We start from the raw sequence: 19,347 nt of genomic DNA, 5'->3' as shown, positions 1-19,347 counted from the left end.
GCTCCTCAATCTACAAGAACGTATGTTATTTGAATTTAAGATTAAGTCCGAAAATAAAGGTCTTTACCTGGGGGTACATGCCGCCGTTTGTGGCTGTACCTCCTAAGCCAGCAGTTTCAGGATCGTAGGCGTAGAAATAGTTTGTTTTCGTAAGCAGGTTCTCTGCCGAAACATATACCCTTAACTGGTCAACTCTGAGTTTGCTTGTCAGCTGGTTTGGAATTGTGTATCCTACCTGTACATTTTTCAGGCGCAGGTAAGATGCATCCTGCAGCCAGTAATCGGACATGCGCATGGTGGAGTTGCGGGCATCGGAATAGGTGAACCGGGGATACCAGGCATCTGTATTTTCTGGTGTCCATCGGTCGCGGTGCACTTCCTGCGGGAAGGCTCCGTTAACGTGGAAAGTATGTATACCTGAACCTGTTAAATAGCCGTTTGCTTTGCCGACTCCTTGCAGAAAGAAAGAAAAATCAAAGCTCTTATAGGCAAAGTCGCCTCTCAGGGAGTATGTGTAGCGCGGAAAAGCATCGCCAATTACCATACGGTCTTTATCTGCCGTGATCTCGCCGTCTCCGTCTAAGTCCCTGAATTTAATATCTCCAGGGCCAACTTTACCTGCATCAGCTCTAAATATAGGGAAGTTAGGAATCAGGTTTCCATTTTCGTCTACTGTAAAATCCTCTATTTGCGCCAGTCCATCGGTTTTGTACCCATAATAGGCATCAATGGGGTAGCCTACTTGCCGCATTCTATCAGCAATTGTTGCCGGGGCTCCTCCCAGGTTAACTACTTTATTTCGAACATCAGATAACTGCGCCACAAAACCATAGCGGAAGTCCTTTTTCTGTTCGCGCCAGCCTAGACTAACTTCCCAGCCTTTGTTAGATACCTCTCCTGCATTCTGGTCAGGCACCTGCAGGCCCAGGATATCAGGTTGAGGTACTTTTAGCTGTATGTTCTTTGTTCTTCTGTCAAACAAATCACCTGAAAATGTAAGCCTGTTGCTTAAAAAAGCAAGATCAAGGCCGATATTCCCCATTCTTGCTGTTTCCCACTCAAGCAAAGGATTGGCAAGCACCTGTTGTGCAAGTCCATTCGTCAGTTGATTTCCAATAGGCATGGTGGTAACTGACGTAAGTACTGGAATGAAGGGATACCATTCGGAATAAGCTGGTCCGTTGGCTCCATACTGCCCACCCAAATCACCATACGATGCTCTGATTTTTCCTTCGCTCAACCAGGATAGTGCTGAACTATTCGCTATAAAGTTTTCCTGTGTAAACCTCCAACCCACAGAGGCAGAAGGGAAAAATCCATAGCGCCTGGACGGAAGATACCTGGATGAACCGTCATAACGGGCATTTACCTCAAGCAGGTATTTGTCGCTGAAGCTGTAGTTCACCCTTCCGAAATATGATCTTAACGCCCACTGGTAAGCATCCCCTGTTGCTCTGGGGTCAATGCTGCCCAGGTCAAATACAGGCACCTCGTCGCTTACAAACCCCATTATAGAGGCATACCAGGCATCATACCTGAACTCCTCCTGCTGATAACCAAGAAGCACTTTAATGTCGTGGGCACCTATCGTTGTGTTGTAGTTTAACTGACCTGATAATAATTCTTTCCTTTCATTGTAGTCTCGGTTTTCCAGTTGGTTCTGTGTTCGGTTGGTATACCAAAAATCACCAGACTCCGGATAGAAGTAATCAATCTTCCGCGAAAAAGTTGAGCGTAGCCTGTTAATCGCATTTAGGCCATACTGCCCTCGCAAACTTAAGTTTTTCAGGATATGAACCGTACCTGCTATGCTACCATATAATTCCTGTGAGGTAAAGTTATTGTATCCTCCGTCCGTAGCGATAGCTACCGGGTTGCTGGAGCCGCCTCCATAACCCCACGTTCCGTTCCCAAACCTGACAGGATCAAGTGGAGACATGGTTAAAGTTGTATAGATGGGGCCAGTGTTATGATCAGTGCCCCCGGCAGGCTGATTTTGCTCCCTGTCAATATAGTTCAGGTTAGCATCTAAGTCCAGTATGCCAAAAAGCTTCTGGGAATTCAGGCGTAGGCGGGCATTATTTCGTGTGGCCCAGTACTGTTCTCCAACCACAAGCCCCTTCTGGTCCAGGCGACCGTAAGAAGCATAATAATTTAAGTCGGAAGAACCTCCATTTAAACTTATATTATGGTTTTGCTGCGGGGCATACTTTTTAAGAAGAGCGTCAGACCAGTTGGTGTTTGCAAAATAATTCGGGTCAGATCCCTCTCTTGCTATCTGTATTTGTTCGTCGGTGTAAGTTATCGGCAAATCTACATTGCGCTGAGATTCGTTCAGCATTTCCATGTACTCTGCTGAGCCTAGCATTTTGGGCAGCGCTGTCGGCGCCTGCACACCATAGTAACCATTGTAACTTAAGGTGGGCTTCTGGTTAAAGCTACCACTCTTTGTTGTGATCAATATAACACCATTAGCCGCACGTGATCCATAAATGGAAGCCGAAGCAGCATCTTTAAGCACTGATACACTTTCAATATCATCGGGGTTCAGCGAATTGATGTCAACATCTGGAATTCCATCCACCACAACAAAAGGATCAGCATTATTGAGAGTTCCGATACCGCGGATGCGAAGGCTTGCTCCAGATGCGCCAGGAAAACCGGAGGCATTTACAGCTGTTAAACCAGGTGCTAAGCCTTGCAAAGCAGATGCAGCGTTAGTTACAGGTCTGCTCTCAAGATCCTTCGCCTCGATCATCTCCACAGCGCCTGTCACGTTTACTTTCTTCTGGGTGCCATAGCCCACAATAACTACTTCATTAAGGGCCTTGGAATCTTCCTGAAGCGAGATATTCACAGATGTTTTATTAGCTACGGCCAACTCTTGTGTTTCAAAACCAATGTAAGAAAACACAAGTACTGGCTGCGCAATACCTGATGTATTGATGATGAACCTGCCCTCTGCGTCGGTTACAGTTCCGATAGACGTTCCTTTTATAGACACTGAAACGCCCGGAAGCGGCTGACCGCTAGCGTCTGTAAGCTTACCCGATACAGGACCATCCTGCCTGCCACGGATAATTGAGTTTACAGCTCTATGAGTTGATGAGGCTCCATGCTCTATGGCAAAGCCCTCCGATGGGGCAAGGCCGAGCATAGCTAAAAATAACAGCGAGTACCCTCTACGTGAGCCTCTACTTTTTCCTGGTAACATTGACATCATTGAAAAGCTGGAATTTAAAGATTGTTTTGTTTCTCTTTTTGGAGCATGCGATTAGAAGAGTTAAGCACATGAGCAGCCTTGAACAGGAGGAATAAATTTTGGCAAACAGAACGAGGGTGAAGAAGGAGATTGGTAATCTTGTTTAAATACCAAGGCAACACAAATTTTTTTTGACTATAACACCTGCTATAGAAGCTCATTTCGGGGCTTTCCTCTCTTCGTTCCACGTGTGTAACTCTTGCTTATGCATTCAGAAAATACAAATGCAAAGGACGTAAGCTAGTTTTGCCTTAATGTTTAGCTAATGTTATTGAACCTTAAAGATAGAGGCCAATTTTAGAGCTAACCTTAACAGAATAATTACTTGTGATGAACAATATGCTACTGTTCCAGGATATAAATTTTAAGCTTTGTCAGATAGTAATACTGAGCTACAAAGGTCATTATATAACTTAGGTGCCATGCTTGAGTTAGTACATGTCTCTTTATGTTATTAAATATATCTAATGAGGCTTTGAATGTGCAGCATCTAGTAAGGGAAAACATAGAATTATTATGATCTGCAACCTAAACAGTAGTGCAACTATAGCTACACTTGTTTTTTTAAGTAAAAACTCAATAGAAATTCTACTCTTACACATGCTGTATTTAGAATAACAGAAATCAGGTAAAACACCTGATAAGAAATTTCCCTATTTAAAAAATACTATAGTAGAGCGAAGAATCAGGGAAAGCAGACTGCTTGGCTACAGTTCAATGCCCTTTTGGTTTGCCTCAAACAGCACATGCAGTTTTTGCTGGAGCAGCTCCTTTTTAGGCAGCTAGGTTCTGAACTTGGCCACCAAGGCTGGAGACAGTTTCCTCCTTAAGGCTTACTCGATTGGAATCGCAATGTTTTACTGGAGACTTTTTCAGGCAGCCACTGTTTGATTGCAAAATAAATTTTCATGCTGGCAAAGAGTCAGGTAGCCAAGAGCTGAATGCCTCCTTTTCCTGGTTTAGAAACCTTCGACATTTTATTCACGGTTCATCGGGCTTACTGCCTGGTGGCAAATTGGGAAAATAATCCATTTCTGTTTTCATGGTTTTAGAGAAGGTCTCTGCTACGGCATTGTCTCTGCAATTGCCCTTGTGGCTCATACTTTGCACGACCGACCCTATCCAACTGCTCCCCGAAGTAACTGCAGGCTTACTGCAGGCCTCAGTCAGAGTGAAACAATAGGGAATAAAATACAGGCTTCTGGTGGCCGGCCACCTGGAGGGCAGCCACCGCGGTTGCCTCCGCCTCCATCGTCTCATGCAGCGCCCAGCTTAAACCTACCTCTTCCGTTCTCATAGCTCATTAGGCGAAAAGACGCCGGAAGAGTGGCTGGAACATAACATAGTAGAACCTGAATTCCCTACTTTTCACATGTCCTAAAAATGAGAGGAGCTCAGTTATATAGGTTCTTCTAACTTTACAATGGCCGAAGTTCAGGAAAGTTTACAAACAAAACATCAAAAACAAATCTAACATGTAGTTAACCAAAAGGATACAAAAACACTACCTGCACTTTGCGATTTTTATTTTTGAGATGCTTTGGCGGCTTCTGCTTTTTTGGCTTTGGCGGCGTCGGTGAAGGTTTTATAGAGTTTTCTCCAGTCGCGGCCGTTAGAGTTCAGGTATTGCTCCGATTTCGTTTTGTAGATTTCGAAAATGGCAGATATCTGGTTCATGTTCTTATAATCAACTGCCTGCTCCCGCGCCTGCTTTAAAAAGCCTAAAATTTTGGCCTCTTCTTCCGGCGTTAAGTCTGGCACAATAGCACGATAACCGCCCATGGTGAAGTCAACCTTCCCAACGGTATATTTATCTAGTATCTTTTCCACCTGCTCTTCGCTCAAATCTTTCCGTAAACCCGACATCAGGTTTTCATGTACGGTTTTTGGCATAGCGGAATTAGCAATTATCTGGCGGTCGAGGTCGCTGAGGCGTTGGCCAGTTGTAGGATTGATGCCGGCTGGTACAGTAGAGAAAGGATGTTCGTTGTGCCAGTCACGAATGGTTTTAAGGTGAGTGGATACCACCTGCTGCAGGCGGGCCTCTTTCGCCTGGTCATTTAGATCAAGGGAACCCACCCATTCGGCTGCTTTCCTTTCCTGGTCTTCATCAGATTTCGATTTTACACCGGAAGCAGGTGCTTCCTTTTTGTTTTCCTTTTTCCCCTGGGCCAATGCAGGTTGAACACCATACAGGCCTGCCACCAGCGCCAGAGCAACTAAACCAGACTTTTTCATATTGATTTTTTATTTCGCTAAACCAGCCCTTAGAGCACAGTTATTTACAAGATCATTTAAACTAAAAAATTTTTATATACAAAACTATTATTCGTAAGTAAACAAACTTTCTTATTTCTGTTTTTGTATCTCAAAATACAAAGCAGCAGCCGTAATCTAAGAGCAAGAAGCACCTACCAGATCACCATGTGAAACACATTAAAAGGAGTTGGAGGTAGCTTGCTGAAAAATTCGTGAAGCATTCCAATGGGTAAAACCTGATAAACCAAGCCTCCTACGGACAGGTCGCCACCTATCCCCAATATCCCCAAGCAAATTTTTCTAATAAAAATACCATTTAGAAGGCAAAAAGGCATTTTATGTCTTAATCAGATCTAAGGCAGCCTCAAGTAAGTGGCTTCCAAAGACCAGAAAGAGTCTTTGCAGGACCTCAAGCCCCTCTACCAGGTTTAAAGCCGGAAGCTGGCCGAGCTGCGGCGACTGGAGCTGGAGGAGAAATGGGGCAAGAAGTATAAGTAAGTACTATTAACCAACGTAGTTATTTTATGATTGAGCCAAAAAACCCCTTATAGAATATTCTACTGTAGACACAGTATAATTTACACTCCCAAGATCTTAACCGATGGGTGTGATGTTTCTTAGAACGTTTTATTCATGTCCTTTCTTTTCAACTAGTAGTTTTCTTTCCAGATCCTCCGTGGCTTTTCGCAAATTGTAACCTTCTCTGGACAGGTAATTATTCGCTCGTCCTCTGAACTTTATGAACCATTTGAGCCTATCTTCTTCTTTCAGAACATTCATGGCATTGTCGCGGGCCTCCAGCAGATAGGCATACACCTGCTTTTTCTGTCCATCGTTAAGGTTGGGCAATAAAGCCATAAAATGAGAGTATTCCTGCTGCAGCCTGTTGTCTGTCATTTCATTTTTCACTGTTTCTACCTGGGAGGAGTCAGCAAAAGCGGAAAGCTGCTGGAAAAACATTTCTCTTTGGCTACCGAGTTGTACTTGATACTTCGCCCAGATGTCAGCGGCTTCCTTGTCAATTTCTTCTTTACTCTTTGACAACTGGCCTGTCGCTTTCATTTTAGCATCTCTTTCCTGCTGGATCTCCTGAATTGTCTGGTACTGATGGGCAATAAGATTCCGGAGATCTTCCTTTTTGGAATCGTCAGTGAGATTCAATGCCCCGACAACACGATTTGATTCTACAATTTCTAAGGCATCGGACTTTATGTTTCTGCGCTTAGCCCAGTTGTCACCCTCTTTCTTCAAATCATATCCTTGTGATGCTAAATAATTAGTGATTTTTCCTTTGTACTTCCCAAACCAAGCATGTTTTTCTTTGGAAGAGCCCCCATCCATGGCATGTTCCCTTGCCTCAACCAAAAAGGTTTTAATCTTAGTGCGCTGTTCGTTGGTTAAGTATGGTAGCATTAATAAATAGTTACGGTAAGTAAGTGGAACAACATTGTAAGTCATGCCATCTTTGACTTGCTCTATTTGATCTGCCGATAGCTGAGAAGATAACTTGATGATATATTCTTTATGAAGCTTACTTATCTTTTTATCAGCAGTACTTTTAATATCTTTGGCTCTGCTTTCCGCTTTCGAATTTGATTTTGTGTTTACAGAAGTTAGCTGCTCATCTCGCTTACTTTGAATAGTATTTAAAGTAAAATATTGCTCTGCTATCATGTCACGGACCTTGCTTAGTTTTTCTTCATCTGCAATGTTCAGAGTCTCTGCGATCTTGTCAGCCCGCTGTTTTACAACTTCTTTATAAGCTGCTTCTTCTTCTCTGCCTTTTTGTTTCTTCTGTGCCAAAGCAGGTAATGCAAAAAGGAGCAAGAGCCCTACCAAGCATACAAAGCCTTTTGAAGGCCGGTGCCATTTTTTCATCGTATCAGATTTGATTAAAATAAAATAAATGCTAAGTGCATGTGTCATAATCGTGCACTACAGATTAACAGGAAAGAAATCCAGTTAATCCCTCAGATGAGGATAAGACTACTAATTTTTTGACAAGGATGGCTTCACTAGAAAAGTCTTTGTAAGCTTTGCTAGTGAAGCCTTGGTAGCCATAAAGGGAGGTGTAGCTTCTCTCCCTTTATGGCTACTATGGCTTATTGAAGCGGGTCAAAGGATCCACTACCCCAGCCCATAGTTTGCTCTACTGCAGGACTTCTGTCTAAAATATTGCTCGGTATAGCAAAGAAGTTGTATTGCGGCTGTGGATAGTTTATGGCGGACTCCTCGTCTAACAGCCATTCCTCTATTGTGAAATAAGTGTCAAACTCCGTGTCCAGGTCAATGTTGTCCCTAATTTCTAGAAAATCATCATGGTCAAATTCAGGTTTTAATACTGTTCTGATTCCTAAGCGGCGCGTTCCATTTAAATCTTCCTCAAATAAATTACGGCGACGCAAATCCCAGTATCGCTTATTCTCAAAAGCAAACTCAACTTGTCGTTCCTGCATGATGGCATCCCGCATCTCCTCTTTGCTCATGCCAGCTTTTAAACCATATAATCCGTCACCTGCCTCTATACCAGCCCTTTCACGAATGGCAGACAATAAACTATAAGCTTCGTTTATTTGACCGATTTCGTTAGCAGCCTCTGCCAGATTCATTAAAACTTCAGCATACCGGATTTCTATCCAGTCGGTACCTGATTGTTTTACCAGCGTTTGAGCAATATTTGGATCTACCGCCTTGCGGGTATAAAAACCAGTGGTGGTTGGTGCTGTGGGCTCTACTGATCGCAAGGAACCATCGTTGTGGTAGTAATATTGCCACTGCTTTCGTCCTGCAGGAAATCCCTGCACCTCGTACTCCGCACCATTATAGACAATGGTGGAGTAGAAGCGCGGATCTCTGTCTTTCCAGTAGTAAACCGGGTCGTAACCCGAAGCAGGATCTGTTATAGGCAAACCGTTCTTCATCGGAAAGGCATCAACTAATTGCTTTGTAGGGTTGCTGCTCTGCCCCCCGTCGACACCAATTAGTCTTGGTCTTGCTGAGTTGTCCCAGGTGTGGGTCTTACCTGTGTTAAAGTCATACAACCTAACAAAGACAGCTTCCTTATTCTGTTGGCCCTCGACAAGAAACATGGTTCCAAAGTTATTATGAAGGCCTTTGCCATCCTGATCCACCAATTCTTTGGCTTCTTTACTTGCTGTGTAAGCTCTTTGCCAGCGCTGGGCTTCATCTGTAGGGTTAAATTGAGGGCTTGCCCAGTATAGTAAAATACGCGCCTTTAAGGCCGCCGCCGCACCTCTTGTAACGCGCCCTCTCTCCGAAGAACCCCATTGTGCCGGCAGCCCTGCAATTGCCTCATCTAAATCAGCGATTATTATATCGATGGCCTGAGAGGTCGTATGGCGGGGAGTCTGCATATCATCCATAAATGGATCAAACGCGGTGAGCACCATGGGGACCCCCCCATACAACCTTACTAACTCCCAGTACTCCCAGGCCCGCATAACCTGGGCCTGCCCTTTGATTCTGGCTTTGACTTCCGGTGAGAGCGTGCCTTTGTCAACATCTTCGATGGCAATATTAATATCCCGGATCCTTTGATAGGTGGCCAGGCTGTAGTTACCAACGGCGTCTATTCCCAGGCGGCCGTACATTGTGTCTGCACTATTAGGTGTCTCATTAGTTACCGAAGGTGCCTCATCAGATAAGTTAGAGTTGCCGCCAAAACCCTGTGTGGGCATACTTCTGTCGTACAACCTGTTTAAATACTGGGTGGCTGTTGCCTCGTTATTCCATAAAGCCGGGTTAATGGCGTTTAGATCAGGTTTGTCCAGCACGTCCTTGCATCCGCCTAAAAGCATGACACAAGCAACATAATATATATACTTTTTCATGGTAAGTAATTTTAAATTAGATCGTCACGTTTAAACCGAAATTAAAGGTTCGCACCATCGGGTAGCTGTTGAATCTTGAAAGTGATGGGTCTTTGTATTTGTAAGGGTTTATAAAGCTGTACATGTTTCTGCCGGAGAAGAACACACGTACATCCGGTAGCCCGATTTTAGAAGACAGGGACTGTGGAACGCTATAGGAAGCATTGATCATGTTCAGGTTCAGGAAAAGGCCATCACGCATCCAGAAGGTTGATCTCTGCTCGTTTTGACTGAAAGCCGGGCTAGGATACGCTGCATTGGGGTTTTCAGGGGTCCAGTGGTCCCTCCAGAACGAAGGGCCATTTAAGGTTGCCGTTGGCGCTCTATAGGCTTCCTGATCGTAGAAAACATAGGTACCAAAGCCGCCCATGCCTAAGTTCGTGCTCAACCTGAAGCTTTTGTAAGAAATACCTAGATTGATACCGAAATTAAGGGCATTTACAGCGGGCGCGATAATACGGCGGTCGTTACTGTCAATGATGCCATCCGGCTCATTCGACCGGTTTGGTCCACCCATATCCTGATAATTGATCATACCAACCTCCGGCACCCTTCCGAATATGGTTAAGTTAGGATTAGATTCTAATAAGGCATCTACTTCTTCCTGCGTACGAAGTATACCTAGTGCTATCAGGCCTGTCTCCCCATTAGGCATTTTGCCAATTTGGTCGTCCCAGGCCCCGTAAGCCATTGGGTTCTGAAAAATATCTATTACTTTACTTTTACCCCAATGGGTATTTAAACCAATATTATAACCAAAGTTCCTCCCAATGGTGCCATCGTATCCTATTGATGCATCTATTCCTCTGGCAGACATTTTGCCAAAGTTCTCACTTGGTGGTCTGTTTATGCCTGCTGAGGCAGGAAGCGTGGATCCTCTATTAGTCAGGATATCCCAGGTGTATCGGTAATAGGCATCAAGTTCTATGCGGATATTGTTGGTGAACCCCATTTCCAAACCAGCATTGTAGGCAGCTGATTTTTCCCAGGTTTGGCCAGTCAGTGCCATGCCTTCGTTCCTGTTCTGAATTGCATTCGTGAGGCCTGTGCCGCCTAAATAGGCTCCTGACGTTGTGGAAAAGCTACGCACCCATTGCATATCGGGAATGTTCGTGTCATTACCCATGATACCACCCGAGAATCTCAGCTTCAGGTTGTTCATGAACGACACATTGTCTTTGAAAAAGGATTCTTCTGAAATTCTCCAGCCTAAGGCAACAGCCGGAAATAAACCCCAGCGCGTTTCGGGAGGGAACTTAACAGAGCCTTCGTACCTGAAGCTGGCCTCCAGGAGGTATTTGGAAGCATAACCATAGTTCAGTCGCCCTACATAAGATAATCTGCCATTTTGACCCGAGCCACTGCTGTTAAAGATTTGATCAGCTGAAAGGCCTCCAAATTGTTCAAACTCAGGCACGGTGATGATGTTCCGGTAGGTGTTGAAGTTGGAGGATTCGGACTCGGCCTGTTCATACAGCACCATGGCGCTAATGTCATGCCGGCCGATTGTCTTATCATAGGCGATGCTGGCATTCAGCTGGTAATTTTTGTCTGAGTTGTTACTCATCGACAACCTTTCCCCGTTGTTAATGGTGCGGGTAGGATTATTTTCGTCCAGCTCATCGGTGATGATGTGGTTGTTGCCACCCGCTGTCTTGAAGTTATACAGGTCGTAATTTACCTGATACGACTTACCTGTTCCACTTCTTCTGCTTTGGTTGTAAGAGCCTCTAAGTTTAAGTCCGTCTATAAAAGGAACAGTGTACTCTAAGCCCGCATTGATGACTGTGTTGTCGCCCTCGTTCAAACCATAGCTGTTTATGTCGTTCACTGCCAGAGGGTGTTGCGACACAATACCATTTTGACCAACAGGAAGCCCATTTATGTAAGAAGGAACCCAGCGTGGCGTCTGTAGTAAAGTTTGAAACGTACTGTTCATCGCATTGTAATTACTACCATCCTGGCTCACAATGGGTCTTCTGTCCCAGTTATTATCAGAGCTAAGCTTAAAGGAGGCAACCAGGTTATTTGTAATATTGGCATCCAGACCGACTCTAATGGTGTACTTTTTGAATTGAGTGCCTTCCAGGTTACCTTTCTCATCATAAAAAGATCCTCCGGCGAAGTAACGAACTTTGTCGCTCCCTCCACTGATATTTAGCGTATGGCGGTGTGTAGGAGCGCTTTTAAATGATTCATCCAACCAGTTATGATTTACTGTTTTGAAATGCTCCAGTTCATCTTCTGTGTACCAACCTGGTTGGCTTGCATAGTTGGTTGGGTTGGTAATTCTTAACTTATTGTTGAGCAGTGTTGCATGATCATAGGCGCTTAGCATGTCGGTCATCTGGCGGGGTGTGGCCAGCCCGTAGGAACCTGAGTAACTGATTTTAGCTTTGCCTTCCCTACCCCGTTTGGTTGTTACAAGTACAACACCATTACTACCCCTTGCCCCATACACAGCGGCAGAAGCGTCTTTCAGCACCGAAATACTTTCTACTTCGGTAGGATCCAGAATCTCGAAAGCGGCTTGGTCACGAATAAAACCATCAATTACGTAAAGCGGCTGTTGCGCTGTGCCATAAGAAGGGTTTGTGCGAATGCTAAGCCCTGTACTTGCTCCAGGTCTACCCGAGGATTGCCCGATGCTGACGCCAGCCAGTCTTCCTTGCAGGAGCGTGCTTAAGTTCGCTGCCGGTATGTCTTCTACCTCCTTCGGTGTAATTGTTGCAACGGCTCCAAGCACATTGGCTCGCTTCTGCTCGCCATATCCTACCACCACTACTTCCTCCAGTTGATTATCAGAAGGTTTTAAGTTTACATTGATGGTAGCCCTACTGTTAATCTCAACTTCCTGTGCCCCATACCCGAGAAAGGAAAACACAAGTGTACTGGTAAGGTTCGGAACTGTTAGGGAATACACTCCATCTGCGTCTGTAATAGTTGCATTAGTGCTTCCTTTTACCAGAACTGTTACGCCTGGTAATGGCTCTCCCCTTTCGTCGGAAACTTTGCCCGATATAGTTTGAGCTTGCGGTGCTTGCTGGAGGGCGGTAGCAATGGCCATATTTCCTCCAGAGAGGGGCACAATTGAGTTTGTACCATTATCATGATTATTGGCGTGTGCACCTGCCACCAAGCCAAAGGTAATAGCGGCCTGTAAGAAGGTGGTGCGCCTGAACTGTCTTTTTAAGACATGGCTTACTAATTTTGATTCCATTCTTTAGTAAAAATTTGGTTCATAAAAAAAAACAGCAATGGATATCCTGTGTTACCTGAATAATCAGGCAACCGGAAATAGATGTATACAGAATAGAGAACCAGGCAAACGCCAGCTCTGGAAGTTATTTTATGAGGAGCGAGAATCTTTTATGTGCAAAATATCTTTATCAAAATCTATGGTGACCTTGCTCTCAGCCAGTGAATAATAATACCTGTGGGAAGTCATATTTTTATAACCTGAACAATTTTTATGAAATGTAGAAAGGCTAAAAGGTAAAATAAGCCGAGCATCCTGCAGCACACATTTAACTTACAAACATTCGTTATTTTATATCGATTGCTAAATTAATATTTCATCCTTCCTATTAATTTAGCATAGTTATTAAACAGTGATCTATAATTCGACGAATTATAACAAGTAGTATCCTTGAATATAAAAATATAGCATAACCGTATTTATTAGTTAACGGCATAGCTTATTTTTTGCTTTGGTTCCTGAGTTTACCGAGATATGGTTTTGCTCCTGCTTTACAAATTGGACAGAAAAATCCCAAACTGCATAATTAAGTTAACACTATGAATGTAAATCCATAAAAAATAGAAGCAAGTCTATCTTCATTTTAACTGCACATGCTATTAACATAGAGAAGATTACAATGTCTAAACTTACAAATGTTCATTACATCAAATATAAACAAACAATTTACATATAAAAACAAAATCTTTATTTATATGATTAAATAAATACCAAATAGCTTTAAAGGCCACAAATTACCCGTTTTTTAAAGTTAAATTCTTGAATGAAATTCCTGGCATGTAATTTATTTTAACTAATGTCTGATAAATTGACTATTATGTTTTTTTAATATGTTTTCAATAGTATGAGAAATGAAATCAATCTTATTGCTGTGAAGTTATAAAGGCTGCTAAGTTCAGTTGCAATTTCTAAGCTATACCTTCAACAATAATTATTCTGCCAGGATTATTGTTTTTTATACTTGAAGATGCACAAATGCGAGTTTAATATCCTGAATACTGCAAAAAGGTTTAATTATCGCACGCCTGCTGAATTATTTGAATGAATTTGGCCTTCGGAATAAAAAAACGGCTGCATCAACTTAGGCTTTAGCACTACAACCACACCTTTAGCTATACTAATTGCATGCAGGAAGAGTATATTGGATGAGCACTTGGGAATTTTTTATAAATAACCTTCTGGAGGCTATTTCATGTGAATAATTCTGTCTCCTATCGTCATAGAACAGGTCCAGAATAGTGCAAGAGCTCTTGACCGTTTTTTTAATCAAACTGATTTTGAAGCCCTATTTCATTAGAAAAATTCACTAGCCGGGATTTTGCACTGTCTCCTGTCTCTGAGCAATAAAACTGTTCAAGTACCTTTAGCCTTCACCACAACACCTGCTTTTAAAGCTTAGCAAGCCCAACCTCCTCCGAGATTGGGCTTTGCAAGCGGCTGGCTGCTTCAGACAAATCCTGTTTGACCGTTTTCGGACTTTATGTATGAATCAAACGGCCATTAACTGATCGTATCAACGTTATTGCCCAGGTTACGATAATTAACTTTCTCCTGGGGATTAGTTCCATTCAGGTATTCTTCAAGATTGGTATATCCATCGCCATCTGCATCCATCGCACCATCTGCCGGGTTTTTAGGATCAAGCTTGTGTTTGATTTCCCATTCGTCCGGCATACCATCCCCATCGCTGTCGACAGGTACCTTGGCAGGGTCGTAGGTCAGTTCCGGATATCCGCCAACTTCAGATACGGCCTTGATGATTCCGGTTTTCGTCATGGGTTTTCCTGTGCGCACCATCTCTGTAACACGGGTGTCAACAGCATCCCGTTTGGGCAGCGTAGCCCCAGCCTTCGCCAGTACAGATTCAAAAGCGTCTTCGGCTGTCTGGTGTGGTGCCACAGGCCACCCTACGAATGGCGTGTTGACACGGGCTATATTTTCGGACTCACGCTCGCTGGAAATAATAGATGCCTTTGTCTCTTTGCTACGCATACCAGCCCAGTTATTGTTAATTAGTTCTTTGTTGTTGTGCATGATATTGCCCGCAACATACCATTTGCCGGGACGATTTTGGGCTTTAGGGTACCAGTCCCCTTCTTTCCATGCGTTACCGGGAGAGTACATACTACGCTGTTCAATGCGGGCAAAAACCGTACGCATGTCTTCCCTTGTCGCAGGCCCCGGCTTGAAATAATTGTTGATCAGGTTGACCTCAGAGGTTTCATCTCCACCGTCTATAGTACGGTGCTGCCAGTTAAATAAAACATTGTAGCGGAAATCAAAAGGGCCTGACATGCCTATAGACGGGTTTCGAGCCGTGTTGCTGGCGAAGAGGTTATGATGGAAGGTAGAGGGGTTCCCTCCCCAGGTGCCCCCGAAGGCGTGCCCCCTGGCATCGAGTGCCTCGCTGGAGATAGTCCATTGAATGGTAATATGCTCTGAGGCATCTTTTATGCGGGTGCTGCCGTCCAACGACGGCCTCATGTGCCGGTAGAGCGAAATGTTCTCGTCCATCCCCCAACTGGTGGAACAATGATCGATGATAATGTGGTGGTGCGGATTCCCACCGATATTATCATCCCCCTGCCCTCCGGAAGGAACGCCACGGCGCACACGCAGGTGGCGGATGATCACGTTATGCGTGTTGATGTTTAGGGTCCCGGCAACACAAATTCCATCCCCAGGGGCAGACTGGCCTGCAATGGTAATATCAGGATGGTTGATGTTCAGGTCCCCGTTTACTTTGACCGTACCTGCCACACGAAATACCACCATCCGTGGGCCTTCCGCCTCTAATGCGGCACGCAAGCTACCCGGGCCGCTATCGTTTAAATTAGTGACTGCCATAACTTTGCCTCCACGTCCTCCAGTGCTGAACATACCTCCTCCCCATGCTCCCGGGAAAGCAGGAATAGCCCCTTCGGGCAATCTCACCGGATGTGGAGGTATCTGTCCGGGCTCCGGCTGCCCGGCGGCAATCTTGGCATTCTGTGCATTTGCGTCCACACCCGGACCTAGTAAAGCAAGCGAAAGCAGGCTTGAGGCGACAATTTGAAAGGGTCTCTTCATTTTAATTTAATTATTAACAGGATATTTTTATTAATCTATAATTTATTGTACCTGGACATGTAATAAAGTCATCTAAAATAGGTGCAGCAGTTAGGCTTGAAGGTAAATAGGCCGTAACCCCGGAAATGCAGAACTCATCGCGTAATCAGGCAGGTAGTTTATATGGCGGATACAGCTCACCAGAAGAGTTACCACACCCGAAATTTGGCACGTTCCCTGTTGCTGATTCCCCGAGCCAGCCCATTGAGCCGCTTACTGCGCTACGCTCCTGATCAGTGGAATTCGATTGCCCGGCCATCTGCCGTTCTCCATGGGATAAGTCTCCAGCTTGCTGTGATCAATGGCAAGGTGCTTTATCCGCTCCCGGCGCCAGGTGTAGACCATGTGGACCTAGTCCATCCGTTGTCTGGATGACAGCCGGATAGGCGTACTGCTTGCCCGGCTCGTCGAACTAATCTAGCACCAGCGCCGCCTCCCAACTCTTGCTATCCAAAAGTCCTCTACGAAGAGGAGATTGGCAGCCAACATGACACAAAGTAGCATGAAGTGTCGTATCGTCTTTTGCATTGATGGTTTCCTTAAGCTTATAATGACTTTTCTAATCAGGTCTAATAATAAAGGTTCAAGCAACTAGATGGGTGTAGAAGAAGACCATATAAAGCCTGAAGTCCGCTCTGCAGCATAAAAAGCCCTGACATCTACGCTAAGCGGCTCGCAGGTGAGATGCCTAACTACCCGGCTTCTGGCTGCCTAAGGCAGGCTTACCCTTCACATGGATGCCAATGGTCCGGGTCATGGTACTCCCTTCGGCATCGGTAACCGTAAAGCTGAAAGAGGCCAATCCGGAAGCCTCAGGCGTGAAGTGGGCGATGGCACGGCCAGCCTGAACCTTGACTTTTCCCTTCACCCCCTCTGAGACGGAGAAGGCTGGCTTGTCGGTGAAACCACGAGAAAGCTGCCCCAGGTTAATCTCCAAAGGCTGTCCCAGGGTAGTCGTAAAGTGGGGCTGCGCCATCCAGTCGAGATATAGATCAAGGTTAGTGAAACCATCTTTGTCCGTATCTGAATTCGAGTCCGAGAAGTCCCCGGCTTCAGATCTCACATTGAGCCCATGGACCTGCTCCCACCAGTCTGGCAAGCCGTCGTGGTCGGTGTCCCAGCCTTCCTGACGGCGCACTTCAGGGTAATGCTCCCAGCCCCCGACATCTTCTTGGGAGTCCGGTAAGCCCGGCTTCCCGCTGATGCTTCCTTTATATTTGTAGGTTCCGGTGAGTGTTTCCTGGACTATCCGCCTGTCATGCTCATCGAGTGCAGGTTGGTTGCACCCCACATCCGACAGCACGTGCTTGTAGGCCTCCCTGGCCGTATGCGTCGTGACATGCGAAGGGAAGAATGGCTTGTCCACAAAGGTTTCATAGTTTACGCGACCTGAGATCTTACGGCCAGCCTCCTGGCTGTCCTCATCAAAATGGCCGGGCATCACGTTCCCATCAAAGTAGTACCGCTGAGAACCACCGCCATACCGCTCATGCTGCGCGTTCAGGGCGTAGAAGAAAGTAGTGGCGGCTCCGGGCTTGTAGTAGTTATTTACAAAGTTCACCTCATGGGCACCTCCGTCGGTCGTGCGGTAATCCCAGTTATAGACCACGTTGTTACGGATATCCATTCTGCCTGTGTAGATACCGTTCCCGTCCAGGCCACCTCCCAGGCTCCAGTTGCGGCCAGCATTATGTGCCAGCAGGTTGTGGTGGAAGCTGCCCACATCCCCTCCGATCGTTGCCGCGTAGCCGTGCGGCTTGCCGGTAGTATATTTCTTGTGACCGGCCACGTTAAGTGCCTCGGAGATTAGCGTGCGCTGCAGGGTAATGTTCTTGCCCCCCCTAGAGCTGAAGGCCTCATCTATCGTCCAGCTGATAGAGCAGTGGTCGATGATACTGTTGTCTGCGCCTGTCAGACCCATGCCGTCAAAGGTTGTTCCCCCTCCAAGCCTGACCCTCAGGTGGCGGATTACTCCATCGTTCCCTGTTAGGCCGAAAGGCGCACTTCGGATCGTGATGCCTTTACCAGGCGCAGTCTGCCCGGCGATAGTCACGTATGGCTGGTTGAGCACAAGGCGGGACTTGAGCTCGATGATGCCGGAGACGGCAAAAACCACGGTGCGGGGTCCTATGTCCTTTGTGACCGCCTCGCGCAAACTGCCCGGGCCACTGTTGTTCAAGTTAGTCACCTCCACTACTTTGCCACCGCGGCCTCCGCGGGCAAAGCGCCCGTAGCCTTCGGCACCGGGGAAGGCCAACTGCCTGGGGCGAAAGAACCATAGGCGTCCTTTCGTGATCTTCCCAGAGGCGTCCACCTCATCGACTCGCCAGTAGTAGGTCAGCATGCTGTAGAGGTTTTCCACAGCATAGGCACTGCCATTCTGATTTCCCCTATACTCGCCCGAGGACCGGTCTGCCGCGGCCACAGCATTGGCACTCGTCCCGAAATATACATCATGGGAGTTGGCTCCCTTGGCAGGGGTCCAGCTCAGGGTAAGTTTTCCGGCACCGTCCACATGCTCGTCGCCATCGGCAGGCTGTGGTAGCTGTGCCTGTTTCCGCAGGTCCGGGGTATTCAACTCAAAGCCGTTTATAACTATCCTAGAGTGTCGTTCCGTCACAAAGCGCACGACAAGGTCCCTTCCAGGCTTCGCGTCCAGGGGCAGATAGGCCATTTGGGCTTCCACGGCGTTGTTTACCCGGTTGGAAGGCATTAGGTTTTCTATCACAGGCTCTCCATCTATATAAATAGCGATCGGGCTGACTGTGTTCGTTTCCGGGTTGGCGAAGGTGTTGTGCCAAGTAAGCAGGGAGTGTCTCCCCGCTGGCAGTCCGCTAAAGCGAATTTCCACCTGCCCCTCCGAAAAAAGGCCATCATTCGCGAGTTTGGCATTGATAGGAGACTGTACGCCTGCCTTGTACCAGTCGGAGGCTAGGTTCCCGTTGAGCCCCACCCTCACCCCGTCAAAGGTGCGGCTCTCGGTAGTGCCTCCTGCGACTGCCCATGGGTCATACCCGGGCGCATGCACCTCGGCCTCCTTCCGACCACTGAAGTTAAAATCAACTTTGATGACGGGCTTTTGCGCCAGAGTTACGAGAGGCTGCCACACGCACAAAAGCAGGCAGCCCCACAGGCCTCTGCTCAGTGACTTAAAAAATTGCTTGCATACTTTTGGCTGCTCATAATCTCTCATAGTTGCTCTTGATCACGTTAAATTTGTTCTTTGGCCGGTAGGGAATATTACCGGCAGCATCGGGAATAGCGTCAAGGGAAGAAAAAAGTCCGCTTAAGATTACTTGTTCCAGATTCTTGCAGAAGCTTTTACCTGATTCAAGCTACCGATTAGCTTGTAGAGAAGGAAGTAGAAGTTGTTCAACAGAGATTCGGCGTAGCTGAAATGGGATATTAGCTGGTTCAAATTAACAAATGAACGTTAGCCAACTACCGGAGATTATGCTACTTTTAATAAGGGGCGTCATTTGCAGGCGGAGGTAAACGATTGTGAGCTGCCATGCATGAACCATGATGTGCAGCATCCTATAAGCTACTCACTTTGCTGAAGGCGCAGA

Annotated in this window: 9 protein-coding genes; all 9 read right to left on the bottom strand. The window is 46.0% G+C overall.

Annotation, left to right across the window (positions count from 1 at the left end):
- Positions 1-25: 25 nt before the first annotated feature.
- Complete coding sequence (locus ACMA1I_RS14995) at positions 26-3,157, bottom strand: TonB-dependent receptor (RefSeq protein ID WP_337069195.1); 3,132 nt, start codon at positions 3,155-3,157, stop codon at positions 26-28.
- Between the two features lie 1,267 nt (positions 3,158-4,424).
- Positions 4,425-4,559, bottom strand: a complete 135-nt coding sequence (locus ACMA1I_RS14990; protein WP_337069194.1) for a hypothetical protein — start codon at positions 4,557-4,559, stop codon at positions 4,425-4,427.
- Between the two features lie 227 nt (positions 4,560-4,786).
- Positions 4,787-5,500 (bottom strand): DUF3826 domain-containing protein, encoded by a 714-nt coding sequence (locus tag ACMA1I_RS14985; RefSeq protein WP_337069193.1) that lies wholly within the window; start codon positions 5,498-5,500, stop codon positions 4,787-4,789.
- Between the two features lie 648 nt (positions 5,501-6,148).
- The gene (locus tag ACMA1I_RS14980) at positions 6,149-7,399 is read right to left on the bottom strand and encodes a DUF3826 domain-containing protein (RefSeq protein ID WP_337069192.1); all 1,251 of its coding nucleotides are present in this window, start codon (positions 7,397-7,399) and stop codon (positions 6,149-6,151) included.
- A 224-nt stretch (positions 7,400-7,623) separates the two neighbouring features.
- Entirely contained in the window at positions 7,624-9,372 is a 1,749-nt protein-coding gene (locus tag ACMA1I_RS14975) for a RagB/SusD family nutrient uptake outer membrane protein (protein ID WP_337069191.1), read from the bottom strand.
- Positions 9,373-9,388: 16 nt separating this feature from the next.
- Positions 9,389-12,631 (bottom strand): TonB-dependent receptor, encoded by a 3,243-nt coding sequence (locus ACMA1I_RS14970; protein ID WP_337069190.1) that lies wholly within the window; start codon positions 12,629-12,631, stop codon positions 9,389-9,391.
- Positions 12,632-14,170: 1,539 nt separating this feature from the next.
- Positions 14,171-15,739 carry a polysaccharide lyase gene (locus ACMA1I_RS14965; RefSeq protein ID WP_337069189.1) on the bottom strand — a complete coding sequence of 523 codons (1,569 nt, stop codon included), beginning with the start codon at positions 15,737-15,739 and terminating at the stop codon, positions 14,171-14,173.
- Between the two features lie 252 nt (positions 15,740-15,991).
- Positions 15,992-16,123 (bottom strand): hypothetical protein, encoded by a 132-nt coding sequence (locus tag ACMA1I_RS14960; protein WP_337069188.1) that lies wholly within the window; start codon positions 16,121-16,123, stop codon positions 15,992-15,994.
- A 343-nt stretch (positions 16,124-16,466) separates the two neighbouring features.
- The gene (locus ACMA1I_RS14955) at positions 16,467-18,971 is read right to left on the bottom strand and encodes an Ig-like domain-containing protein (protein ID WP_337069187.1); all 2,505 of its coding nucleotides are present in this window, start codon (positions 18,969-18,971) and stop codon (positions 16,467-16,469) included.
- Positions 18,972-19,347: the final 376 nt, after the last annotated feature.

Source organism: Pontibacter sp. 13R65, assembly GCF_047525655.1.
Classification (GTDB): domain Bacteria; phylum Bacteroidota; class Bacteroidia; order Cytophagales; family Hymenobacteraceae; genus Pontibacter.
This window is presented reverse-complemented; position numbering and strand designations above follow the sequence as displayed.